A 24,994-nucleotide genomic window follows, 5' to 3' on the forward strand; every position below is an offset into this window, starting at 1 on the left:
GATGACACAACAAAAAAGGACCTCTTCAACCCGAGGCCCTTTTTTGAATAACTGGCTCTAACAAGCCGGTTTTGACTATTTTCCGGACCAAACAGGATCGCGTTTTTCGGCAAAAGCGCGCGCGCCTTCCAATTGATCGTCTGAGCGATACAGCACATCCACCGAGGCCAGCTGGCTTTTGGTGATCCGGTTCATAGCATCCTGAAACTTGCTGTCTTCGGCGTCGCGAACGATTTCCTTGATCGCGGCATAGACAAGCGGCGGGCCACTGGCCAATAGGCGCGCCAGCTCCCATGCGCGGTCCATCAATTGATCCCCCGCAACGATCTCGTTCACCAAGCCCCAACGATGCGCCTCCTCCGCATCAAACCAACGCCCGGTCAGCAGCAGCTCCATTGCGATGTGATAGGGGATGCGCTTGGGTAGTTTAATGCTGGCCGCATCTGCCACGGTGCCCGACCGGATTTCCGGCAGCGCAAAGGACGCGCGATCCGCAGCCAAGATCATATCTGCCGACAGCGCCAGTTCTAGCCCACCACCGCAGGCAATACCATTCACCGCAGCGATCACCGGCTTGTTCATGTCGCGCAACTCCTGCAGCCCGCCAAAGCCGCCAACGCCATAGTCACCGTCGACGGCATCACCGTCAGCCGCAGCTTTCAGATCCCAGCCGGGGCAAAAGAACTTCTCCCCGCCCCCCGTTATGATCGCCACGCGCAAGTCCGGGTCATCGCGAAAGTCGCGGAACACCTCGCCCATCACATGGCTGGTAGCCAGATCAATGGCGTTTGCCTTGGGCCGGTCCAGCGTGACCTCAAGAATGGCGCCGTCGCGTTTGGTTTTAATAGGAGACATCAGGGTAAGGCCTTTCGGATAAGTGCATCAACTGCAACAGCCCGGTCAGGCGTGCAGAGCAAGGGGTTAATTTCAACTTCGCTGAGTGTTTCAGCGTTGGCAAGAACGTAGGCCTGCACCGCCAATACGGCCTCAACAATCGAAGCGGTATTGGCGGCAGGCTTACCGCGATAACCCGACAGTAACGGGGCGCAGCTCAGTGTGGTCAGGGCGGTTTCGATGTCCGAGGCTTGAACCGGCAGCAGCATGGAAACCGTGTCACGCAGGATTTCGGTCAGTACCCCCCCTGCCCCCAATGTCAGAACGAACCCGTGAGCGGGGTCTCGAATGACACCAACCAGCAGCTCGGCCACGGTGCCGGTGATCATTTCTTCGATCAGCACTTCTGCGGTGCCGATATTGGCAGCAACGGTCGCAGCATCCTCGGCTTGGACCTCCAACTGCACAGCGGCATGTTCTGATTTATGGGCCAGCCCCACGCCCTTGATCGCAAAGGGAGGGCGCAGCTGGGCGACAACTGCGGCCACCTCGTCGGCGCCTCGGACCGTTCGGTTCTGCGGGGTGAGCACACCATACGCCGCCAACGCCTGTTTAGCCTCTGCTTCGGTTAGGATCTGTGTCGCTTCTGCTGTGCCCGGCAAGCAGACCGGTTGCTGTTTGGGCGCACCCAAATTTGCAGCGGCTTGGGTGGCGGCCAATGCCTCGCGCAGGCCCAGAAACGGCACCACGCCCCCCGCCATAAGCTCTGTCGCAACCTTTGGTGACATCAGCTCTGGCAGGGTCGCGACAACTGCAAATCGCGCGCCGGTATCTGCGCGCACCTTCAGTGCCGCCCCGGTGGCGCAGCCCCAATCCGCCGCATCAGTGGTGGGGTAATCAACAATGGAAAAAGTCATGGCGATGCTATCGCCGGTCATGCCCGACCAGGCCCGTGCCATCGCATCCTCATCGCGCCAAATATAGGTGTGGTAATCCAACGGATTGTTCAGCGCCACCATTGGCCCCAGCGCATCGCGCAGTTGTGCCTCTTGGTGATTGGTCAGCGGTGGAAAACTCAGCGTGGTTTCGACCGACATATCGGCGATTAGGCTGGCCTCGCCACCAGAACAGCTGATCGACGCTATATCACCGCTGGGCAGCGGCCCATAACAATGCAGCAGCTTCAGCGTTTCCAACAAGTCGGGCAAGGCAGACAGGCGCGGAATGCCCAACCGATCCAGAAAGGCCTGAGCCCCGGCATCACTGCCCGCCAGCGACGCGGTGTGGGACACAGTCGCCTGTTGCGCCTGCTCAGAGGCGCCAACCTTAAGCGCCACCAGTGGCACGCCTTTTGCATATGCCTTGGCTGCCAAGGCCTCCCAATCGCGCAGATCCGAAAAACCCTCGATATGCAGGCCAACGGCCGTTACACGCGGATCCTCAATCAGGGCCGAGGCAATCCGCGCCTGCGAGGTCTGGGCCATGTTGCCACAGGTCACCACATAGGCAATCGGCAGTCCGCGCCGCTGCATGGTCAGGTTGATGGCGATATTCGAGCTTTGCGTCAGGATCGCAACCCCACGATCCACCCGCTGGCAACCATGCTGATCCGGCCACAACAGCGCCCCGTCCAGTGCATTGACAAAGCCATAGCAATTGGGCCCAAGGATTGGCATCTCCCCCGCCGCCGCAACCAGTTGTTCTTGCAGGTCATCGCCGGTTTCATCCTCGGCAACGGCCTCGGCAAAGCCGGAAGCAAAACAAACGGCCCCCCCTGCCCCCATTTCTGACAACCGAGCGACCAGCCCAACAGTTGCGTGGCGATTGACGCCAATGAACACCGCATCAGGCGCTACTGGCAGATCCGTGAGTGATGCATAGGCCTGATGCCCTGAAATTTCTGTAGCTTTGGGATGAACAGGCCAGATTTCTCCGGAAAACCCCATGCCCACGGATTGTTTAATGACCTGTTCACACCACGCCCCACCGCCAATGATGGCAATAGATTTAGGCTGAAACAGACGGCGGAGAGATTTGGTCATGGGCAGATCCCTTAAGCGCCAAGAGGTCGCAAGAGATCGCGAGATATGATGTGACGCTGAATTTCTGAGGTGCCGTCCCAAATCCGTTCAACCCGGGCATCACGCCAAAACCGTTCAATCGGGAAATCATCCATCAATCCCATACCGCCAAAAATTTGTAGCGTGGCATCAGTGACCCGCGCCAGAGCTTCAGAAGCGTAAAGCTTCGCCGAGGCGATCTCGCGGTTGGCTGGCAGTTGTTGATCCAGACGCCATGCAGCTGCCAACGTTAGCCAGTCAGCGGCGTCGATCTCGGTGATCATGTCTGCGATCTGAAAACTTACACCCTGAAATTTTCCAATCGGCTGACCAAACTGCTTACGCTCGGCTGAATAATTCAAAGCGTAGTCAAAACAACGCCGGGCACGACCGACAGAAAAGGCCGCGACGGTCAGGCGGGTAGCATAGAGCCATTCATTCATCACCGCGAATCCACCGTCCACCTCACCCAGCACCTGCGCATCTGGCAGGCGGCAGTCATCAAATGTCAGGATATAGTTCTTGTAGCCCTTGTGGCTGACCGAGTTATAGCCATCGCGCACCTCAAACCCCGGCGTACCACGATTCACCAGAAACGTGGTAATGCGGCGCTTGGGGCCCTTTGGGGTTTCGTCCACACCAGTGGCAATAAACACGATAAAGAAATCGGCGTGTTCTGCACCCGATATGAAATGCTTGGACCCATTCACAACCCAGTCCCCACCATCACGCACTGCCTGACATTTCATGCCGCGCACATCCGATCCTGCATCCGGTTCCGTCATCGCAAGCGCATCCATGCGCTCGCCACGTACGGCGGGCAGCAGATAGCGTTCGCGCTGATCGTCATTGCAGGCCATCAGGATGTTTTGTGGGCGACCAAAGAAATGCGTCAGTGCCATAGAACCGCGACCCAACTCACGTTCTACGAGGGTAAAATCGGTGTGGCTTAGCCCCGCACCGCCCACTTCCTCGGGAAAGTTACAGGCATAGAACCCCAAATCGATACATTTCTGTTTGATCGCTTGACCAAGCTCGCGTGGGACCTGCCCTGTGCGCTCGACTTCGGCCTCGTGTGGGTAGATCTCCTTTTCCACAAAACTGCGGACAGTCGAGACGATCATCTCTTGTTCTTCAGACAGGCCAAAATGCATTTTGCGGTTCCCCTAACACTGTGTTTGCAGAAATAAGATCGCGTCTTGCGTTGGGCTGGCGTGCAAGGTTAGTTGTTGATCATGCAGAGTTCGACAAAAAGCACAGATCAGGCCCAAAGTTTTGACATCTTGCTGTTTGATCACTTCTCAAACCACTGTCTGGCCAACACTGTCGAACCCCTGCGCGCCGCGAATACCCTGTCTCGCAAATCGCTGTACCGATGGCGGTTTCTGACACTGAATGGGGACCCCGTATTCAGCTCCAGTGGCATGCAGGTTGCCCCACATGGCGCGCTCAGGGATGGAGCAGGCACAACGCTGATGGTTATGCCCTCCTACGAATTTCGCAATCTGGATCGGTGGGAGACCACCAGAGGACTAAGAGATGCGGCGAGGCGCTACACGCGTTTGGCTGGGCTAGACACCGGCAGCTGGTTACTGGCCAGTGCCGGGTTGCTGGATGGGTATCGCGCGACCATACATTGGGAGGAACTGACCGGGTTTGCAGAACGGTTCCCAGAGGTGAACGCCGTACGTGAGCGGTATGTGATTGATGGCGACAGGATAACCTGTTCCGGCGCGATGGCGGCCTTTGATCTGACCATGCACCTAATTGGAGAGGACAACGGGCAGTTGCTGGCAATGGACGTCGCACAGCTGTTCATGACCCAGGATTCGGCGCGGTCCCATTCATCACGATCTCATACCAGCAAAACAGTCGACCGCGCCTCTTCAATCATGTTGGCACATCTAGAGCGCCCCTTGGCCATCAGCGAAGTTGCCCGCCGGGTGGGCTGCACACAAAGAACTCTGGAACACCGGATGCAGGCCGAGTTAAAAACCACCCCGCAGACTGTCTATCGCAGATTACGTCTTAATCTGGCGCGCAAGCTGGTTAGTGACACCGATCATCCCGTGTCCGAAATTGCAGGGCGCTGTGGGTATGACAACCCCAGCGCCCTGACCCGTGCGTTCAAAGCAGAGTTCAGTATCACGCCCCGCCAGATGCGCAGTTAAACTTAAACCGTCCACCAGTCTTCGACCAACTCATCGGCGTCTTTCAGCTCTCTGGCAAATTGGTTTCTAACATCATCCCTGAAATTTTGGATGGAGTTATCCTTGCTGTGAGCCCTGCCGGTACTAATATGATTGTCATCTTTGATCCCGGTCAGCAGCTTATCCTTGTTTGGAGTCAGAACAAGACGGCCTCTCCTGAGATCATAGGGAAACCTCGCACTTTCGGGCAATTGTTCATAGAGTATCGTCAGGTTGCCTTTACCGTCTTCAAATTTGTCCAAAAGACTTTTATGTGCGCCATCCACATCGTCACTTGCAAAGCCATCTGTTGCAAAGGTAATTCCAATGTCCCAACCGGCAGCGTGGAGCGCCATCATATCCTTTTTGTGACCCATGTAATGGGCAACCAGATAATTATCCTCTCCAACTCTGGCCACTTCTTTTTCGAGGTGCTTATCTTTATATTTACGAAAACTTGGCTGCTGAGTTATGTTGAAAATTGCGTTTGCTGAGTTCCCTTCACGCACTGCAAAAGCAGTTGATTGTTCCACATCTTTTGTCATTGATTTCAGTATATTGTTCGATCCCGTCAACCCGTTTTCATTAAAGAAATTCGCAGCCTTAACCATTCCATGGAGCCCATTTCCGGCCCTAACTAAAAAGTCGTCCGAAAATTCTTCGACTATTCGCTTATCAAGTGTCTTAGTTTCTGCATTTTCAGAAAAAGCAGCATTAGCCGAAGACGAAGTAAGAGACGCTGCAGAGCCTACAAATCCTGTTAAATCAACGGCCAGTTGAGCTCCTTTAACAGTTCCAGCACCAATTGCCAGCGTCCCTCCGCTTGCCGTAACGAAGCCTGCGGACGCGATAATGGAAGCGATCATTGCAGCTTTGCTTCCCTTTTTTGGTGCTTCTGGGGAGTCCTGCGAAACATTGACAGAGTTTTGTTGTGCAAGTTTCACAACATGTTTGGCTGCCTTTTGTGATTGTTCGCTAGCCTTTGTCATATATTTCTCAAGATCAGCTTTTTCGCCCTCGGTCATCGGGACACCACTGTCTTCCACGGCCTGAACGTACTCTCCGAGCCGGGTCGAGAAGTCCGAGAAGTTTTCAACAAATCGGTTCGTGCCAAGATACAGGCTTCGATCCGACACACGGGGATCCCCGGAAAACCCGACAGCATCATAAATATCTTTGGCGTCAGAATCCAAACCCTCTAGTATTTTTGACCTTTTCAGAATTGCGATCCGATCTGACTGCCTGCCAAGGGGCCTCGATATCTCGAAGCCATCAGAGTTAAATTCGATGTGCCCTTCTTCTAGCAAGTCGGACAAAACCCCAGGGGAATAGGGTTTCTTCCCTTCAGGTATGTAATCATTTAAAATTTCTGCGTATCGCTTAGAAAAAAGATCTCGGTACTTGTACTTCTTGAGTATCGAATTGCTAATCATGCCTCCTTGGCTGTGTGCCATGTCGCTCTTGATATACTCGTTGTATTCAGGAGAAGAGGTTTGGGCGAGCGACATTTTTCCGGTGTTTTGAAAAAACCTCTCTATTTCTTTTGGTTCTGCATTGTGTAGGTTGTACTGCAGTTTCCCTGTGCCCGGTGCGGAAATAACGCCTCTTTTGTACAGATCTTGCAGGTTACTTCCGGTGAAGTTCCCATTTTTTCCAGCCAATGATGCCAGAAACAAACCGTTGTATAAAACACGGGTATCTTTAGGCGCATCTGAAGGGTCGCGCAGACTGCTCCAGCTGTCTGCTGGTGCGTTGGCGAGCCCTACACCAGCATCAATCAAACCCTTTGCCATATCCACCGGGCCGTCGAAGCTACCTTGCCCCCACCGTGCTACTCAAAAAGTATGTTCGGGATGGGCCAATATGCAAAACGCTCCCGCCGTTGTGCAGTCCGTAGTAGCCTACACTCCCTGCAAACGAAGGCTCAGCGCGCTTCACAATGGCCGCGGTCTAAAGAGGTTTCGCGGCGAAACCTCTTTATCCAATTTGACGGGCGATAAGCTGCAAGATCCGCTCGGCTGTGTCGGCATTCAGCGCTCTCCCCTTCAGCTCAATCCGCACCCCATCAGGCACCACTTCTGCGCTCAACTCGCCGCCCTTGGGCAATGTGCGGGCACCAATGCGGACAATTTGCTGGGGACGGCCACCGCGCGACGCATCTCGAGCTGGCGGCGTAGCGCCCGTCAGCGCCTGCTGGAGCACCCGCCACTCCCCTTTGGCATCCACGACCTCTGCACCATCCAGTGCCGCACGTAGCTGCGCCTGTGCGCCGCCTCGCAAGGCGCTGGCCAGGCGCAGCCCAGACTTTTCGGTCAATGCGGTGGGAAACCGGAGCAAATCCCCCAATGCTTCGTGCACCGAGGCGAAGCTTCGCACCTTGGATCTTTTGGCCTTGGACGCAACTGAAAACAATTTGTCTACGGCCGCTTCGACCGATGGGAACACCCCCTGCCCCGCCGCCAGCACCGCAATTCGCCCGCGCTCATAATGGCTGAGGTTTGCGCGAATTTCGTTTTCTTCGACCATAGAGACATAGGCCGTCTCACTCTCGGCTGCGTCGCGCACAAATGCTGGGATCTCGCCAAAATCAGCGTCCGAGGCTGAGAGTTGGCGAAAGGCCAACAATCGCCTGAACCCAGAAATCAGCCCATACCCATCTTCGGTCACAGCAACTTCGATTGGGGCTTTTAGTCCATTCGCCCGGATCGAGGCGACCAATTCAAGCATCGCTTCTGGGTCTTCGTTTAATCGGTCGCGCCGAATAAAGTCCTGATCAATTGCATCAAGAGAGAGCCTTTGAACCAACAACCCTGCCTGCTCGGCCTTGCGCCAGCGATCGGCGTCCCCTTTGTCACGGGCCAGTTCTACCCGATCCGTCACCGCTGACATGCCTGCCAGTGCAGCCGCCTCGCCTGCGACCTGTGCTATTGGTGGTGTTGCAGATTTGGTTTCCAGCGGTCCGAGCGAAGGTTTCGCGGCGAAACCCTCCTCCAACTCCTGCAGCGTACCAGCATCCGGAGCCGTCAATCGTCTGCGTTTAGCCATCTTGCTCATCTCCCATATGGGCATCGCGCCACCAGCAGCCGATCAATAGCTCTTTGAACTCGGCATAAGTCCGGTCAAATGTTTCGCGGCCACGAACATAGGTGTCACGATTAAAGTCACGGTAATCAGCCTCGTAGATGCCGTTCACCTGCTCACCCGCTTGCCCAACCAAAGCTGTGTAGTCTTGCCGGTAGGCATTCATGAAATCGCCAAAATACGCCTGGATAACATTGGCCATGTCGGTCTGTTGACTGGCGTCAAATCGGGTGACAATGGCACGTACTACATCCCATTCGAACTTTATTTCAGGTAAACCGGCCGCCCGCTGTGCGGTATTTTCACCGTCTTCGATACTGGCAAATGTTGTGTACAGCATATCAAAAAAGCGACCGGTCGAGTCGAATTCGAGAAAAGAAGCGCCAAGTGGGACAAGCAGAATATCGGATGCGGCCAGTGCATTGATGGTTAGATAGCCTAAGGCCGGCGGAGTATCCAGGAACACCACATCATATTGATCCAGAATACCTTCATCCTGCAAAAAGTTGGTCAGCCCATCCCAAAGCGGCCAGCTGCGCAGCCCCATACGCCAGACAGGAATTTGAAACTCAGCCCAGTACAGGTTCAGCTGGGCGCCGATCAGATCGATATTGGGCCAATGGGTGTTTTGAATCACATCCTGAGGCGAGGTTTTCAACGCCTCTTGCAGGGTTTCGTCCAATGGGATTTCAGGCTGTTCCGCCGCAACGCGGACCTCATTCTCAGCAACCACCGCCTTGGCATAGTCCTTGGCCATCAAAGGGAACACTGTTTGCCACTCATCCGCGACTTTTCCGCCCAGAATGGAGGTCATTGAACCCTGGCTGTCGAGATCAATGACCAAAACCTTATACCCATCCAGGGCCGCTGACATCGCCAAATGCGCGGCCGTGCTTGTTTTGCCAACCCCACCTTTGAAATTTGCCACTGCCACGACTTTTGCGGGTAAACCCTTTGGCCGGTAGGGCAGGTATTCCTTTGTGCTGACACCTTCACTGGCAAAATACTGTCGTAGAGCCAGGACCTCCTCAAGTGTGAACCACTTGGAACCCCCTTCTCCTTCGCCCTGGGGCAGGTCGGGGTTTGCCTTTAGCACACGACGCAGGTGGGCAGGGGCAATCGGAATGAGGTATTTGGTGATCTCCCAGGTTGAGAATTTCCGCAGACGTTTTTCACCATCTGGGGCATAGCCACGCTGAGCGAGATCTTCACGGCCTTTAGCACAGAATGCGGCGGCTTTTGCGAATCGGCTGGTGCCAATAGGGTCCGGTAATCGCTTGGCTGCTGCCTCCGGATCAAGATTCAGGTAGGGCGGAAGGGTAGGGGGGGTCGGTCTGCTCACTTGCTATGCCTAAAGTTATGTTCGCCTTTTTAGCGTATATTGGGGATCATAACGGACATTTCGTGATCAATCCAGCATCGTTCCCAATATTCCGCTGTTTTGCGTCTACTAGTGACCGGTTTCGCCACGAAACCCTATGGATAAAATCAAATTGAGACACAACAAAGAGTTTATTATCTTTAGGAGTTTTAGATTCTTTAGGCTGTAACTAGGTTTTATTTTCAACGAGTTAACTGTATTTGGGTGCCCGGATACAGGCTGAAGGGTGCCCGAGTCCGGTCCCAAGGGTACCCATCTACAGGGCCAAAGGTACCCACTTGCAGGAAGAGGAGTACCGATTCTCGGGGTGGGAAACTAGGGTCAATTTAGGCTCTAGAAAGCGCGATTAGAGCCTCAATCCGGCAATTGTTGCACAAATTAGCGGCCATGTTTGGAGATATCCACAGGTAAAATTTCAAGAGAGCATTTATAGGTACCTGTCTACGGGATCTTTCTTTCGTGCACTTTGGGAACCAAAATGAATTGATGTCTGGGTACCTTTTGTGGCAGAACAAAGAAAAGAGCAGATACCCCGCCATGCCGGATACCCAGATTGATATAGACCAGCTAACCGGTGCGCTTCGGCGCGAGACGGTCAAGAAGAATGTCGCTGCGATTCATATCAGTGGAAAGCTAAGTTTGCTGCAGCGCAAGTTATCGAACGTCTTACTGCTCAATGCCTATGATGCGCTCACCACGGCCCAAACCCATTCAATTGATGCCCGAACACTGGCCGCTATTGTTGGATATAACTCCAATGATTTTGACACTCTGCGGGCCAGTCTGCGGGCGTTGGCTGAAACGGTGGCAGAGTGGGATATGCTGGATGAGCAAGGTCGCCAGGAATGGGGGGTCTCGTCACTTCTGTCTTTTGCTAAGCTGAAAAACGGGGTTTGCGAATACGCCTATTCGCCTGCGTTGGCGCAGAAACTGCATGATCCCAAAATTTATGCTCTGATCAATGTGCATATTCAGCGTAATTTCAGCTCTGGCCACGGCTTGGCGCTATATGAAAACTGCTATCGGTTTGTGCGCACTGGGTCGACCGGCTGGTGGAGCCTGGAAACGTTTAGAAAACTGATGGGGGTGCAAGGGTCGAGCTACTACGAGAGCTTTAAGCACCTGAATGCCAAAATCATCAAACCAGCTGTGGGGGAGGTCAATAAGAGCTCGGATATAGTCATCACACCCGAGTTTCGCAAAAAGGGCAGGGCGGTTACAGATATCCGCTTTCTGATCCGCGAGAACCCACAGATGGCAATGTTCCAAATTGACGACAGCGATGGCGCGCGTGGCATGGATGTCTACAAGGCGCTAAGAGGGCAGGGCGTTTCTGACCGCTTGGCGCGCCAATGGATTGCAGAACATGGCGAAGAGTATGTACTGCAGAAACTGGACTACATGATTGGGCAAGGAGAGGTAAAATCCTCTGTTGGGTACCTGTCTGCAGCTTTGAGAGATGATTATCAGCCAAAGACAGAGCCGAAAGCAAAAGAGCCAAGTCCCGAGGCTGTTGAAGCAGTGCGTTTGAAACAGGCCGTACGGGATCAGGAAGACGCTGCCTATCACCAGCGCAAGGCTGAACGGGCCGAAAGAGCGCGTAAGTTAGAAGTTGTGGCTGATCTGGTTTCGCGGCGAAACCCAACCCAGCGCAACGCTGACAAGCAACTGTTCATCGCCAGTCTTGATGGGGATTTGGAGCGCGAGAACTTTCGCACCCATGGCTGGCATTCAGGCCTGAACGCCAGTGCCATCATCGCCTTTTGGAGCGAACTGGAACCCGCAGCCTTTGACGAATAGGGCAGGCGTGCAGTAAAGCTGACGGTATTGCCAATGGGTTTATCGCGGGCACCAGTATGGCAACACAGGTTTTCCAGCTGCTCTCTTAGTCAGCACCAAAAATGTCGCGGGTAAACACTTTGCTTTCGACATCACGAATTTCATCGGTCAGGCGATTTGAAATGATGATGTCGGCCTGGGATTTAAACGTCTCTAGATCGTTCACCACACGAGAGCGGAAAAACAGGTCTTCCTCCAGAACCGGTTCATACACGATGACTTCAATGCCCTTGGCCTTAAGTCGCTTCATGATGCCTTGAATAGAAGATTGGCGGAAATTGTCAGAATTTGCCTTCATGACCAAGCGATAGACACCCACCACCTTTGGGCCCTTCATCAGAATTTGGTCTGACAGAAAATCTTTGCGGGTTCGGTTGGCATCCACGATGGCGCGAATAAGGTTTTGTGGTACGTTGTTGTAGTTCGCCAACAGCTGTTTGGTATCCTTTGGCAGGCAGTAGCCGCCATATCCGAAGGATGGATTGTTGTAGTGGTCACCGATACGTGGATCTAGGCTAACCCCTTTGATGATTTGATGTGCGTCCATTCCAGCAGCCATCGCGTAACTGTCCAGCTCGTTGAAAAAAGCAACACGCATGGCGAGATAGGTATTGGAAAAGAGCTTGATGGCTTCAGCTTCATCGGCATCGGTGAAAAGGACTTCGATATCCTTTTTGATCGCCCCTTCCTGCAACAGACTTCCGAAGATCGCGGCCCTTTCAGAGCGTTCTCCAACGATAATTCGGGAGGGGTACAAGTTATCGTAGAGTGCACGGCCTTCGCGTAGGAATTCTGGGGAGAAGATGATTTGTTGGGTGTCCAAATCGGCACGGAGGCTTGATACAAAGCCCACAGGAACAGTGGACTTAACCACAATTGTTGCTTTGCTGTTCACTTCAAGAACCTGGCGGATCACCTGTTCAACGCTGGAGGTATCAAAATAGTTGTTCCTGGGATCGTAATTCGTCGGCGTTGCAACGATCACGAACTCCGCATCTTTATACGCTGCCAAAGAGTTTGTCGTCGCAACCAAATTGAGAGCCTTGTTCGCTAAAAACTCCTCAAGCTCCGTATCCACGATGGGACACTTACGACTATTTACCAATGCAACGCGCTGTTCGGAAATATCAACCGCGGTCACGTCATGATGCTGCGCCAACAGTACCGCATTCGACAAGCCAACATACCCAATGCCGGCAACTGTAATTTTCATTTTCAAAATCCAAATTAGCCTCTAGCGAGGTCTTATGTACCCAAAACGGCTTCAGGCCACTACCAAAAAGAATCGATTTCCATAGGCTGTGCGGTTGGGAACCCAAGCAGCATAACCATCGTCGCAACCTATACATCGGCAGATAAACGGATACCCTGCGAGCGTTTTGGTCCTCAGCGACGGCGCTCCATACCTTTAGACAGCCTTGAAAAGGTATATTTAATTTCAATCGCTTACGCGGTTGGACCTTGTTTGACAGGTGTTCAAGTAAAAACAATGAGTAGGGGGCGTACGCTGTTGCTAGATATTTTCAATATCTAACCAACATCATTGCCATGTCGTAAATCACGAAGGATATGGACATGAAAAACCCATTTGAAAACCGCGTGCCGTCGCTTTCTGGCCCTGCTCTTGATATCTTGCCAGTGTCCCCTTCGGATTCAATTGATTTGACAGAAGTGGCGGTTGCTCTTTATGTCGAAATCGGTGGCAGTTTGACCTTTACGACCGCAAGGGGCGCCACTCGCACTGTCAACGTGCCTGATATGAGCATCCTTCCCGTGGGCGCCGTCCGCGTCCATGTGACAGGAACCACCGCTGACAGCATTCATGCCTTTGTTGTTTGAATATGTTCGGCGTCGGTTTCAAGAGCTCGTCAACAGGGCCAGGGCTAGATGTCTCGCTTGAGCGAGGCAACGGTTCTCAAACTTATAGTTTCATGTCTGGATCGCTACCTGCTGTGGCCACATTCACGCGGGCTTCAGAGGCGATTGAGGTACAGAACAACGGGAACTTTGTCACACGTGTCGCTGATGCGCCAAGGTTTGATCATTCTCCTCTGACCGGGAAGCTTTTGGGGCTTCGGTTTGAACCGGAGGCTACCAACCTAGTGGTCCACTCGCGGGCCTCAGTTGCTGATTGGATAACAGACAGCTGCACAACATCGAACTTATCCCTCAATGCACTTGGGATGTTCCCAGGCGTTGAGGTGGCATCCACAGGTCAAGTGTGGGGGAGGGTCAAACAGAACGTTTCTTTGACCTCTGGGCAGCTGTACCAAGTTACCTGTCTAATGCGGGTGGGAACCTCGCCAAACGCAAGGATTTCCATTTCCGGTGCTGGCGGCGAAACTCAAGTTGCAGGAACAGTCGGGTCGATGAGCAACATCCGTACTGAACTGGGGATCTGCACTGATATCATTGAAGAGGGGCTGTTGGATGGGTTTACCCGGCGCGTTCGCTTTGTCTTTCTTTCGGATGTCACTGGTCCCTATCAAATCGGGCTTGGGCCACAAACGTCGACATTGGGCGAGACGATTGAGCTGCTTGGAATTCAGGTTGAACAGTCTGCGCAATATTCCAGCTTTATTTTGTCTGGCGCGTCAGCAGGCGTCAGGGCCACCGACGGATTGACACTGGCACTGGCCGATGGGACCTACGAAATCTCACTCCATTACGCAGACGCGCCGAGTGAAACTTACACTGCTGTAGAAGTTGTTTCAGGGTATGAAGTGATCGCCACTGGCCATACCCTGAAACAAATCACAACCCGTAAGCTCTAGTTCAGAGACGGGCGGCGATTGCGGCCCGTTGCACTTTGTCGTGTCTGGTCAAGATCGAGCAACGCGGTTTCATATTGGGCAAGAATGTCGCTCCATTGAAACGCTTCGTGATGCCGCTCACGGGCGGCTGAACGGGCTAAGGACAAGCGATCATCGTCTTGCAAAACACGCTCCATCTGGGCCTGGGCATCTGAAATGGTTGAGAAGAAATACTGCTCAGAGCCTGCCACCCATCTGTTGAAGCGATTATCATGGCCGATCACTGCATTGCCTGCCCCAAGCGCTTCGACCAGCGATGGATTTGTTCCGCCGACCTGGTGCCCGTGCAAATAGGCGCGGGCATGAAACCGTAATGCAGAGACAACTTTCTGATCGTAGATTGCCCCTGGGAAAACGACATTTGGCCCGGCCGCAGCCTTGACCTTTGCGTGGTAGGCGTTTCCATCGGCGAATTTGCCCAAAATGACGCATTTTGCATCGGTTTCAACGTTACTAAAGGCCTGTACCAATTCCAGAATCGAATTTTCTGGTTCAACTCTGGCAATCGATACAAAATAATTATCTGGGGCCAGCCCCAATGCGGTGACGTGAGATTCGTCAGCTGTGTCGATCCGGTCTGCCCCGTAAGGGATCATGACCGGCTTGCGCAAACTGCGCGCCCGTACGTGGCGGGCAATTTCTGGATGATCTGCAATGGGCACATGACACAGATTTGCCCCTGCAACCTCGTTGAGGAAGAACCAGATTTTCGCCGTCAAGCTCCACTTGGCCCGCTTCCATTCAATGCCATCCATATTCATCATGATTTTACGCCGCTTAAAGCGTTGTAAAACATTGAATATGGCAGTGTTGTATCCCAACACTAGGTCAATGCCGGGCTGGTTCAATACATGGTGCACGCATTCAAGATCAAATTCCATTGTGCCAGCAGCGCCGCTACGCTTAGGGCAAAAATGGACCCGCTCAATTCCGTGCCATTCGTCAACCCAAGGACCCTTTTCACCATCGTCGTCCTGACAATAAACAGTGACTGTGTGACCATGCGCCACCAACCAAGGTGCCAATTGGGCCGCAAACGTTTCAAATCCGCCATGTGCCGCAGGAATGCCGCGGATACCTAGAATATTAATGTGCATCTTGGCTCAAAGCCTTGTAAATGAATTTTAACTACATACGAACCTACTACCACTTCACAGTGATATGTAAAACAAGGGACTTTATCTCTTTTGACCATTTTATCAGTTGATCAAAATAATATGCCCAAAAGGCGCCGTGCGCTAGCTCTGCATGTTCAGATTGTAATAATTTTTGCAACGTTAATGGCATGCCCCGCAATATATTTGTTTACCTTGAATGATACGAGTCTCCAACGCTTCAATGGCGCAATAGTTTTCTTTGTAGCGGCGGTGGTGGTCTGTTGGGCATTGCCTGCAGTGCGAGGGCCAAGGTTTGGATACCCCATTCAAGCAATATCAGTAATTTGGTTCTTTATCTATGGGCTTGGCGCCAAGGAATGGCTGATACGTGGTAACCCCAACGCCATTTTCATCGCCTATGCAGGGGGATTTGCTCTGCTGACGTTAGCACTTGGGTATTTGGCGGGAAAGCATTTTGTCAGGCCAGGACCGAAAATTGCGCCTGACCAGATAAGTACCAGGGCGTTAAAGCGTAGAATGATGGTGTTTCTAGTGCTCTCGGTTCTTGCTACCTTCTATTTCGTTGCCGTTGGAGGTATACCTGCATTTCGCCCGGATGCTCTCGTTTACCGCTTTGAGGTTCGGCAGCGAGTATCTTCTTATGTCATTTTTATGCTTCGATCCGGTCAGTTGCCAGTGTATTTCATGTGGGCGATGTTTCTCCTGTCAACCACTCGGCATTCACTTCAACAGAAGTTTTGGATGTGGGGAGCCATTGGACTAATGATGTTCGCCAATTTCATCCCAGGATGGCGAAATCCGTTGATGTTTATCGCGATGAACCTCGTTTTCATCTATATATTCTCAACCAAACATATGAAGTCTGCCCGAATATTCCTTATTAGTGCAGGTTCCGTCATTGGTATTCTGGTTATGGGTTTTGGTAGGCTCTATCGATTGTCGCTAACACAAGAAGTTGCAGCAATCAGCTATTTTTCACAGTTTAACACCGATCCTATTCGAATGTTTTTCCATTGGACGAGTGCTCAGTTTTCAAACTATTCATTTGGTTTTTTGACGGCTCTAGATGTTTTTCCAAAGCTTGTTAACCATCTGAATGGAGGCGTGATAGTGACTACGTTGGCAACCATGTTGCCGGGCAAGCAAGAACTACTGGATGAGAAGCTTAAAAAGTGGTCGGGGTTGGATTTTGATGGTGGTGGATTAAACCTGACTTTACTCGGTGAATCTTATGCCGATTTTGGTGTCTTTGGTTTGGCGCTATACCCGTTCATCTATGGCACAATAATAGGCCTTTTGGTTCGAAAAGTGGAACATTCCCCAACTCCGGCTCGGGTCACGCTCGCCGCTTTTGCTACCAGTTCCGTTTGTCTTGGGAGTCTGACAGGCTTATTGGCCTTGTCAAACTTTTGGATCTTGGGAGGTTTTGCATTTTACATTTCCCTAGGCGAGCGTATTCGCCGACCCTAGGCTACATCTTTGCAACAATCTTGTGAACACCATCGCTTAGCGAAACACGTGGCGTCCAGCCAAGTTCAACAGCGGCCCGATTGATATCCAATACAATTGCCGGAGGATCAATTGCGCGGGCAGGTTCGTGAAGAACATCTAACGTTTGGCCTGTCACCGTGTGGAGTGTATTGATAAGTTCGTTCAGCTCTGTTCCAGAGCCTCCGCCTCCGCAATTGAAAGCCCCAACGACGTCCGAGCAAACTGCCCGCATCATCAAATCGCAAAGGTCGTCAATATACACAAAATCGCGGCGGGTGCTGCCGTCACCAAATAGGGTGGCGGTTTTGCCTTCTTGAAGCATCCGAAGGAACGTCCAGACAACACCCAATTGACCGACTTTCCCTTGTCCTGGCCCATAGGGGTTTGCGGGACGGATGATTACCGGCTTAAATCCATACTGTGCCTGGTAGAATGCTAGGTAGTTTTCCATAGCCAGCTTAGTGATGCCATAGGGGCTGATCGGCGCACAGGCGTGATCTTCAGGAATAGGCATGCTGCGCGGTATACCGTAGACAGCACCACCAGAAGACAGAAAGACAATTCGGCGCAAACCGCGTTGCCGCATTGTGTCTAACAACAGCAAAAGAGGTTGGAGGTTTCCCGTTATATCACCAATTGGGTCGGCGGCAGAGCTGGCTGGAATTGACATCGAGGCGCAATGGCAAACGGTATCAATTCGATCTAGTATCTCGGGCGCCTCACAAAGTGCTTCGATCCCACCGGTGAGTTGAGTCACACCGGTGCGTTCGGGGCCCCGACTGCGACTCACAATGGTAACGTGATGCCCGTCCGCAACTGCCCGGTCCACAAAGTGGCGACCAATAAATCCGTTACCCCCTATGATGAGCAAATGCATTTTTTCCTCCTTCATAGGCCTTTAGCAGGTTTTTGAGACTGGTGGCGTCATTGAACAGCGCATCTGAGTACTCTTTTGCGTTTCGTCCCATGCGCAGCATCTCATCGGGGTTTTCGGCTAGGTGCTGGATGGCTTTTGGCAGGGCATCCGGATCCTTCGGTTCAAAGATCAAGCCGCGTTCACCATGATCTACAAGTTCAGTGATCCCACCACGGTTGCTGCCAACAACAGGGCGCCCAAACGCGAAGGCCTGATTGATGACATAAGGAAAATTTTCATGCCAGGTTGAAGGCACTATGACAAAGCCAGCCTGTGATAGCACTTCATCCAATGCATCGCCCCACATTGGTCCCAGAAACTCGATGTTTTTCAATCCACGCTCTGCGGCTTGGGCACGGAGCATATCTTCGTCAGGGCCGTTCCCAATGATTTTAATCGGAAAACCGTCAATTTTGTCTGCTGCGGAAACGATGCAGTCGACACCTTTTTCGCCAATGATCCGACCAAAGTAGAGTCCATAGGGCTGGTGGGCTTTGGTTGCCTCATATTTGGCGCTATCAAACGGGTTGAGCAATTTTGACCAGCTTAAATCTCTATCCGGCCAAAATTCCTGGGTGGTTTGAGCCAAAAAATCGCTGGAGAAGGTGAAGTGATCTATTTTTTGGTACAGCTTCTTAGCGCTATGGACATAAGCTTCGATTGTCGATGCCGCTGATAATGCACGGCTACCTTTGCAGCATGATTTTAGGGCAGCATGATAAAATTTCCCGCCCTTGCAAGCAAAGCAAATGTCCTTGCCATCATAGAGCTTATAATTTGGACAAAGGTGTTTGTAGTCGTTGAACGTCGCGACAATAGGGATGCCCTCGGCCTCGGCTGCATCAATTATTGACAGGCTCAGGTGGACATTGATCGCAAAAATATGGACGATATCCGGGCGAAATTCGCGGATCAAAGCGCGGAACTTTTCACGTTTCGCTTTGTCATATATGGCTGCAGGTAAATGGCGCGCTTTGTTCAAAGCGCCACCTTGATCATATTTAGGGGCCTGCATTAACATCAGATTTTCGGGATCGTCTGCAGCAGGCGTACCTGTGGCTACCAATTGGGTTGTATGGCCTGCCTCGCGTAGCACGCGTTCAGTCTCGCGGAAGAAAACATCCGCTCCGCCTGTCAGTTCCCAAAATTTATGAGCTAAAATAATGCGCATTGTTAAAGTTCAACTTGTCTGGCTTGGGTACGTGCGGCGCTATCGCCATAACCCATTTCGTGTAGTGTCGCTTGGAACGGTCCCAAAATTTCCGGGCTTAGTTCAAGAGGGGCATAGCTGTCTGCAGCGGAAAGAACTGATTTGGCGTAATCTTCGAAAACCACGTCGGAGGGTAAATCGCAATGATTCAATATTTGATCCAAAACCGGTTCAGGACTGGCGCAAAGGTCCTCATACTTGATAGCGATAACTTCAGGGTGGGCCTCAGCTGTTGCCTTGGCTTCACGCATGGAAATAATCCATTCGACTGCTGCCCGATCGCGGTGATCAGTTACAGTGCGAAGGAAGCCCTGCAAAGGGGCTAGGTCAGCATGCTCAGGCACAAGTTGTTCGACAATGAGTTGCCATTTACGCCCGTCACGCCCCCACCAGTCGTGGGTTTGTTCGCCAACTTGTTCGCCCTTACGTTTGGACCATCCGGTAACGGACGAGCAGGTGTCCACTCCGTCGCGAATTATTGCAACAAACCGTGCCTTGGGAAACAGAGCCAGGACAAATGGGATACGAAAAATAAGCTCAGGGTATTTGTCGGCAACCCGGTTTGCCAGACCTGCTCGCAGTGCACTGGAATAGACATTGGCGATCTTGGTCGCTTGCGCCTCGCTTGCGTCTTCTGCCGCCATTCGAACACTGGCTGACGAGGTGCTATACGATCCAATGATATCTTCGGCCCCATGAGCATAGTGCCACAGGGCTTTGGGTTCGTTCAGGAAAACGGCATTTTTGTGCATGGCGAATAAGGTGCCAAGAACGGTGGTGCCAGACCGGCCGGTACCAACAATATAGATCGGTGCACGGGCACCCTTATGCTCGGGCAAAAGTTGCGCCAAACGGTAGCCTGCAAAAACCAGACTGTTAATCCATTGCCCTTTTGTCGTCAGGGGGCGCCCTTCGATGAGCGCCCAGTTGATGAGCCGACCAGGAATTTTTGAGAAACGCTTGCGCGCCATGGTTTGGTTAATTTGCGCGACCACTGTTGCGCTCCTTTTTAAAGACCGTTTCTACGGTCGAAATAACATCACACCAAATATTCAGCTGCTGAGTTGCAACCCGCCAGAACCAAACTTTTCGTATTACTACGGACACGAAAGTACCAATTGCCGCGCCGAGTTCGTCGGCCAAAATGGCACCAGTTACAATAAAGATGACGCCAAGGATCGTCGACCATAGGCTAATTTTCATAGCAGATTTTTCGAGCTTACACATGGTGAGAAGCAAATCTGATTGGCCAAAAAAAACGTTGGCTAATGCTGTGGCAAGTAAAACAAAAAGCGTGGGGCGGACAGCTACAAAATCGGGGCCAAACAAGCTCAAAATGGGTTCTGCAAAGAACGCGAGGATCGCACAGGTAACAATCGTCGGGATAAACGTAAAGGCAGTGGCATTTTGGGCAGCGACAGCAAGGGCATCATGGTCGCCTGTAGCGGCGTGCTCGGCAAATATTGGCCCAGAGACAACATTATAACTTTGCTGGAAGAAACCAGGGGCCTGGGCAATCCGGTTGGCCGCAAAGTAAAGACCTGCGATTCCAGGGCCGAGCAAAATCGCTACGATCACAACATCCACACTGGCGAAAACCACTGACGCCACAGAAGTCACACTGAATGGGATATTGCTTTTAGACCATTCGCTCCGGTCAAACTCGCCGGTTTGGCGTTTCAGGATCTGATAAATAGTGGGCGTACCGTAGAGGGTAGGGGCCAATAACGCTGTGGTAACTATGATCAAGGCCAAAACGGCAACCAACACACCGAAGACAAATGTAAGTGGCAGATCCTGACGCCCATTACTAAAGAATACCACAGCCAAAATCGCTAACGAAATCAACCGCCAAAGGATGTCTTTGGGCATCACCGCTAGGAGTACGCCTTTGTGAGCGCGCACAAGATAGGCAAGGAAATCAACAAACGCTGTCAGCGGCACGATCAGTAGGCCCAAGGCCAAAACTGAAACGTTATCTACGAGATTTGCAGCGGATGCTGCAAATAGCCCGATGCACAGACACGCCCACATTACCAAATTACTGATGGTTACGACTTTCAGGGACTGGGCTACAAACGCATGAATGCCTGATGTATTTTGATCGTTTCTTAGGGCTGGAATATACCTAACCAACGCTTGTTGCTGCCCAAACGAGGCAAAGACCGACAAGAGCAAGCTGGCAGAAAACACGGCTCCGATGTAGCCAAAGTCATCAACGGACATGAAACGTGCCAAGAAGACGACAAAGACATACGTCATTGCCGCCCCTAACACTCTGAGCACAAGAACCCCAAGAGCCGATTTATTCACACGGTTTCCTCCAAAAGTCTCGGGACCTAGCTGATCAAACTTTTGAGGTATTTACCGTAGCGGGTCTTGCGGTACTTCTCGGCGTGTTGAGCCAGGAGTTCAGCATCAATCCAGTTTTGTTCAAAGGCGATTTCTTCGGGGCTACCAGATTGCATACCCTGCCGTTCTTCCAGTGTACGAACAAAGTTCCCGGCGTCCAAAAGACTGGCATGCGTTCCGGTATCAAGCCAGGCATAGCCACGGCCCATCGTTTTCACTGACAGGTTGCCTTCGTTCAAATAGGTTTCCAACAGGCTGGTGATTTCAAGCTCACCGCGCTCAGATGGTTCAACCCTTTTTGCGCGTGCCGGAGCATCTCCATCAAGAAAGTAGAGACCGGTCACCGCATAATTCGAAGGCGGATTTTCAGGCTTTTCGATGATTTCACAGGCGCTGCCGTTTTTATCAAACCCTACGACGCCATACCGTTCTGGGTCAGCGACATGATATCCAAACACTGTGCCGCCAGTTTTCTTGTCATCGGCTGCGTGAAGGATTTCAGGCAAACCATGGCCGAAGAAAATGTTGTCTCCGAGAACCAGAGCACTGGGTGCACCGTCCAAAAACTCTTCTGCAAGTATATAGGCTTGGGCCAATCCATCCGGGCTTGGCTGTTCAATATAGGTCAGGGAGATCCCCCATTGGCTGCCATCCCCCAGCGTGCGCTTGAATTGCTCCTGGTCGTGAGGTGTCGTGATGATTGCGATCTCACGAATGCCTGCCAACATGAGCACAGAGAGGGGATAATAAATCATCGGTTTATCATAGATCGGCAACAACTGCTTTGAGACACCAATCGTGATTGGGTACAGTCGTGTGCCAGAGCCACCGGCCAGAATAATGCCTTTACGTGCGCTCATGATTGCGCCTCCAATTCTTTTAAAACTAGGGTCAGCGCAGTGCGCCAATCGGGTCTATCAATATCGAAAACAGCCAAAGACTGACAATCTAAGCGAGAATTCGCTGGACGCTTGGCTGGGGTCGGGTAATCACAACTGGGAATATCTACGACTTCGGGGGAAAGGTCAGAACCTGCAAAGACAGCTCGGGCAAAATCAGCCCAGCTGACATCGGGGCCACCAGCGAAATGATAGGTGCCTGACTTATCTGGGTCGATAGCCAATTGTGCGGCAATAGACAGGCACGCCGCCGCAATATCATGCGCCGCAGTTGGACCACCAATTTGATCAGCCACTATTGTCAGCCGAGGGTGATTGGCGCCCAAACGACGCATGGTTTTCACAAAGTTTTGCCCATGAGCCGAAAATACCCACGAGGTGCGTAAAATTGCGTGGGTGCCATTTGCAGCGCGCACCAGTTCTTCGCCGCGCAGTTTACTAGCCCCATATACTCCTAACGGTGCTGTGGGATGGTCCGGCGTGAAAGGGTCTATTCCGCTTCCGTCGAACACGTAGTCGGTAGAGATATGGACAAAAGGGATGTCCAGAGCAGCACTGGTTTTGGCCATGACGCCTGGGGCATCGCCGTTGATGGTATTGGCTAGGGCCTGGTTGTCCTCAGCGGCGTCTACGGCGGTATAGGCCGCCGCATTAATCACCATCTCAGGTTTATGGGCCAAAATTGCGGCTTCACAGGCCGACGGATCGGCTAAATCAACGCTATCGCGTCCCAGTGCCAACACGTTGGTCTGGCGTTGCAGTTCGGTTGCAACTTGTCCGGTTTTACCAAAAACCAGGATCATGCTTTTACGCCTAGCCGTTCCCCAACACCATGACGCTGTTGCAGCTTACGCCACCACTCTTCGTTGTTGAGATACCAGTCTACGGTTTTTTCTAGCCCCTGATCGACAGTTACTGAGGGCCGCCAACCCAACTCGGCGCGGGTGCGCGTCGGGTCAATTGCGTAACGTTGGTCATGGCCGGGACGATCAGTCACAAAAGTGATCTGATCTGCATAGCTACCTGTCGCCTTGGGGCGTTTCTCATCCAAAATGCGGCATAGAGATTTGACCAATTCCAGATTGGTGCATTCATTCTCGCCGCCAATGTTATAGCTTCGGCCAACTACACCTTTGGTCACAGCCAAAATCAGAGCTTCGGCGTGATCTTCGACATAGAGCCAATCGCGGATGTTGGACCCGTCACCATAAATAGGGAGATCCTTTCCAGCCAGCGCATTTAGGATAACAACCGGAACCAGCTTTTCAGGGAAATGATAGGGACCGTAATTGTTGCTGCAATTGGTCAGCACCACGGGCAAGCCATAAGTTTCGTGCCATGCGCGCACCAGGTGGTCACTGGCGGCCTTACTGGCAGAGTAGGGCGAGCGCGGGTCATAAGCCGTATCTTCGGTAAACTGCACAGATGGATCTGACGGTAAGCTGCCAAATACTTCATCCGTCGAAATGTGATGGAACCGGAAATCTTCTGGTTTTCCCTTGGCCACCCAATAGCTGCGCGCAGCTTCCAGCATATTGTATGTGCCGGTAATATTCGTCTCGATGAAGTCACCCGGACCATCAATGGACCTGTCTACATGGCTTTCGGCTGCCAAATGCATCACCGCATCTGGCATGTGGGTCTCAAAAACGCGATCCAGTGCAGCCCGATCCCGGATGTCGGCCTGTTCGAAATTATACGCTGGATGATCCGCAACTTCCGCAACATTGTCTAAACAGGCCGCGTATGTAAGCGCATCAAGATTGACCACTGAATGGCCCAGCGAAATAGCGCGACGCACAACGGCCGAGCCAATAAAACCGGCCCCCCCGGTCACCAAAATTTTCATTTTCTATCCTCTAAATTCAAACGGGCTTTCAAAATCTGCCATCGCTTGCGCTGTCGTGTCTTTTTCAGACAAAACAGGATCAACATCATTCACTGGCCAATCAATCCCACAGCTGTCCCAGTGCACTGCGCCATCACATTCTGGCGCGTAGTATTCAGAACACTTGTACACGATCTCTGTATCAGGTTCGATTGTCATAAATCCGTGTAGAAAGCCTGCGGGAATCAAAAGTTGCTTTCCATTTTCGAATGACAGCACTTCACCAACCCACTGACCGTAAGTCGGACTTCCACGACGAATATCTACGGCCACATCAAACAATGCGCCACGACCACAACGCACCAATTTATCCTGCGCATGTGGTGGCGATTGAAAATGCAAACCACGGACAGTGCCGACTTGAGAGGACATTGAATGATTGTCCTGCACAAAATTGAAATTCAATCCTGCCGACGTGAAGTTGCGCATGCTCCAACTTTCAGAGAAAAACCCCCGTTGGTCACCAAATCTACGTGGCGTGATGACATAGACATTACTCAAAATGGTTTCTTGAATATCCATTTTTTCCTAGAGCTAATAGCTTCATGTGGTTTTGTTAAATAGGTTCTTGGGTGGTTTAGTGAGTATGCATGATAAAATCAATGCTGGAATACCGCCAGAAGCCGTCCTTGCTGCAAGTCATTCAACTGAGGTCAGTCAATAAAATAAGGTATAATCTGCAACATCTTATGCCCTTGAATGCGGTCAAAACAGATTCGGAAAAGGTGTCACCTCAGCGTCCCCGGCTTGGATTAATATCCATAAAATGACATCAATTTTTGAAGCAAATTGCAGGTTTCAAAATATGACCCACCTCGCTGGTAGGTCATATTTTTGTTTTCAGATCGCTCAGCCGGCGATGAGTCCCATGCTTTCGAGTTTCAGCAAGACCTGATGTGCGCAGTTGTCGACTTCGACGTTTT

Annotated in this window: 21 protein-coding genes; 5 read left to right on the top strand and 16 right to left on the bottom strand. The window is 52.0% G+C overall.

Annotation, left to right across the window (positions count from 1 at the left end; all coding sequences use genetic code 11):
• Positions 1-75 precede the first annotated feature (75 nt).
• Genes GO984_RS16260 through GO984_RS16270 form a run of 3 tightly spaced genes read right to left on the bottom strand, consistent with a single transcriptional unit; the run spans position 76 to position 4,048 of the window.
• On the bottom strand, positions 76-855 hold the full coding sequence (locus GO984_RS16260; RefSeq protein ID WP_157023672.1) for a carnitinyl-CoA dehydratase: 780 nt from the start codon (positions 853-855) through the stop codon (positions 76-78).
• A complete protein-coding gene (locus tag GO984_RS16265) occupies positions 855-2,876 on the bottom strand; it encodes an acetate--CoA ligase family protein (protein WP_157023673.1) in 2,022 nt (673 codons plus the stop codon). Before GO984_RS16265 ends, GO984_RS16260 begins: the two co-directional genes overlap by 1 nt.
• Before the next feature lie 11 nt (positions 2,877-2,887).
• Positions 2,888-4,048, bottom strand: a complete 1,161-nt coding sequence (locus GO984_RS16270; protein WP_157023674.1) for an acyl-CoA dehydrogenase family protein — start codon at positions 4,046-4,048, stop codon at positions 2,888-2,890.
• Between the two features lie 81 nt (positions 4,049-4,129).
• Here GO984_RS16270 and GO984_RS16275 point away from each other — a divergent pair, with 81 nt between their 5' ends.
• On the top strand, positions 4,130-5,065 hold the full coding sequence (locus tag GO984_RS16275; RefSeq protein WP_157023675.1) for a GlxA family transcriptional regulator: 936 nt from the start codon (positions 4,130-4,132) through the stop codon (positions 5,063-5,065).
• A 2-nt stretch (positions 5,066-5,067) separates the two neighbouring features.
• On the opposite strand, the gene GO984_RS16280 is transcribed toward GO984_RS16275, so the two are convergent.
• The 3 genes from GO984_RS16280 to GO984_RS16290 all read right to left on the bottom strand — a co-directional run bounded on the left by GO984_RS16280 (position 5,068) and on the right by GO984_RS16290 (position 9,506).
• The gene (locus GO984_RS16280; protein WP_157023676.1) at positions 5,068-6,876 is read right to left on the bottom strand and encodes a hypothetical protein; all 1,809 of its coding nucleotides are present in this window, start codon (positions 6,874-6,876) and stop codon (positions 5,068-5,070) included.
• A 184-nt stretch (positions 6,877-7,060) separates the two neighbouring features.
• Positions 7,061-8,128 carry a ParB/RepB/Spo0J family partition protein gene (locus tag GO984_RS16285; protein WP_157023677.1) on the bottom strand — a complete coding sequence of 356 codons (1,068 nt, stop codon included), beginning with the start codon at positions 8,126-8,128 and terminating at the stop codon, positions 7,061-7,063.
• Positions 8,121-9,506, bottom strand: a complete 1,386-nt coding sequence (locus GO984_RS16290) for an AAA family ATPase (protein ID WP_167740377.1) — start codon at positions 9,504-9,506, stop codon at positions 8,121-8,123. Before GO984_RS16290 ends, GO984_RS16285 begins: the two co-directional genes overlap by 8 nt.
• Before the next feature lie 576 nt (positions 9,507-10,082).
• Here GO984_RS16290 and GO984_RS16295 point away from each other — a divergent pair.
• Positions 10,083-11,345: a replication initiation protein gene (locus GO984_RS16295; RefSeq protein WP_157023678.1), complete on the top strand. Its 1,263-nt coding sequence runs from the start codon at positions 10,083-10,085 to the stop codon at positions 11,343-11,345.
• A gap of 85 nt (positions 11,346-11,430) precedes the next feature.
• Here GO984_RS16295 and GO984_RS16300 read toward each other — a convergent pair whose 3' ends face one another.
• Positions 11,431-12,597, bottom strand: coding sequence for a nucleotide sugar dehydrogenase (locus GO984_RS16300; protein ID WP_157023679.1), 1,167 nt, complete (start codon positions 12,595-12,597; stop codon positions 11,431-11,433).
• Positions 12,598-12,959: 362 nt separating this feature from the next.
• Between GO984_RS16300 and GO984_RS16305 the strand changes: the two genes are divergently transcribed.
• Positions 12,960-13,223 (top strand): spike base protein, RCAP_Rcc01079 family, encoded by a 264-nt coding sequence (locus tag GO984_RS16305; RefSeq protein ID WP_157023680.1) that lies wholly within the window; start codon positions 12,960-12,962, stop codon positions 13,221-13,223.
• A 92-nt stretch (positions 13,224-13,315) separates the two neighbouring features.
• Positions 13,316-14,158 (top strand): phage head spike fiber domain-containing protein, encoded by an 843-nt coding sequence (locus tag GO984_RS16310; RefSeq protein ID WP_157023681.1) that lies wholly within the window; start codon positions 13,316-13,318, stop codon positions 14,156-14,158.
• Here the strand turns inward: GO984_RS16310 and GO984_RS16315 are convergent.
• Complete coding sequence (locus GO984_RS16315) at positions 14,155-15,294, bottom strand: DUF1972 domain-containing protein (protein WP_157023682.1); 1,140 nt, start codon at positions 15,292-15,294, stop codon at positions 14,155-14,157. The two genes, GO984_RS16310 and GO984_RS16315, sit on opposite strands and share 4 nt — an antisense overlap.
• A 183-nt stretch (positions 15,295-15,477) precedes the next feature.
• On the opposite strand from GO984_RS16315, the gene GO984_RS16320 reads away from it, so the two are divergent.
• Complete coding sequence (locus GO984_RS16320) at positions 15,478-16,785, top strand: O-antigen polymerase (protein WP_167740378.1); 1,308 nt, start codon at positions 15,478-15,480, stop codon at positions 16,783-16,785.
• Between the two features lies 1 nt (position 16,786).
• Here GO984_RS16320 and GO984_RS16325 read toward each other — a convergent pair whose 3' ends face one another.
• From GO984_RS16325 to rfbC, 8 genes are read right to left on the bottom strand one after another with little or no spacing between them, the layout of a single operon-like run.
• Entirely contained in the window at positions 16,787-17,683 is an 897-nt protein-coding gene (locus GO984_RS16325) for an NAD-dependent epimerase/dehydratase family protein (protein ID WP_167740379.1), read from the bottom strand.
• On the bottom strand, positions 17,658-18,893 hold the full coding sequence (locus tag GO984_RS16330) for a glycosyltransferase (protein ID WP_157023685.1): 1,236 nt from the start codon (positions 18,891-18,893) through the stop codon (positions 17,658-17,660). The genes GO984_RS16325 and GO984_RS16330 overlap by 26 nt, the downstream gene beginning before the upstream one ends.
• A gap of 2 nt (positions 18,894-18,895) precedes the next feature.
• Positions 18,896-19,927, bottom strand: coding sequence for a sulfotransferase (locus tag GO984_RS16335; protein ID WP_157023686.1), 1,032 nt, complete (start codon positions 19,925-19,927; stop codon positions 18,896-18,898).
• Positions 19,911-21,245 carry a lipopolysaccharide biosynthesis protein gene (locus tag GO984_RS16340; RefSeq protein WP_342448100.1) on the bottom strand — a complete coding sequence of 445 codons (1,335 nt, stop codon included), beginning with the start codon at positions 21,243-21,245 and terminating at the stop codon, positions 19,911-19,913. The genes GO984_RS16335 and GO984_RS16340 overlap by 17 nt, the downstream gene beginning before the upstream one ends.
• A gap of 26 nt (positions 21,246-21,271) precedes the next feature.
• Positions 21,272-22,144: a glucose-1-phosphate thymidylyltransferase RfbA gene (gene rfbA / locus GO984_RS16345; protein ID WP_157023688.1), complete on the bottom strand. Its 873-nt coding sequence runs from the start codon at positions 22,142-22,144 to the stop codon at positions 21,272-21,274.
• Entirely contained in the window at positions 22,141-22,986 is an 846-nt protein-coding gene (gene rfbD / locus GO984_RS16350) for a dTDP-4-dehydrorhamnose reductase (RefSeq protein ID WP_157023689.1), read from the bottom strand. Before rfbD ends, rfbA begins: the two co-directional genes overlap by 4 nt.
• On the bottom strand, positions 22,983-24,032 hold the full coding sequence (rfbB, locus tag GO984_RS16355) for a dTDP-glucose 4,6-dehydratase (RefSeq protein ID WP_157023690.1): 1,050 nt from the start codon (positions 24,030-24,032) through the stop codon (positions 22,983-22,985). Before rfbB ends, rfbD begins: the two co-directional genes overlap by 4 nt.
• A 3-nt stretch (positions 24,033-24,035) precedes the next feature.
• Positions 24,036-24,593 (bottom strand): dTDP-4-dehydrorhamnose 3,5-epimerase, encoded by a 558-nt coding sequence (gene rfbC, locus GO984_RS16360; RefSeq protein ID WP_157023691.1) that lies wholly within the window; start codon positions 24,591-24,593, stop codon positions 24,036-24,038.
• Between the last annotated feature and the right edge of the window lie 401 nt (positions 24,594-24,994).

This window comes from Parasedimentitalea huanghaiensis (assembly GCF_009753675.1).
Classification (GTDB): domain Bacteria; phylum Pseudomonadota; class Alphaproteobacteria; order Rhodobacterales; family Rhodobacteraceae; genus Parasedimentitalea; species Parasedimentitalea huanghaiensis.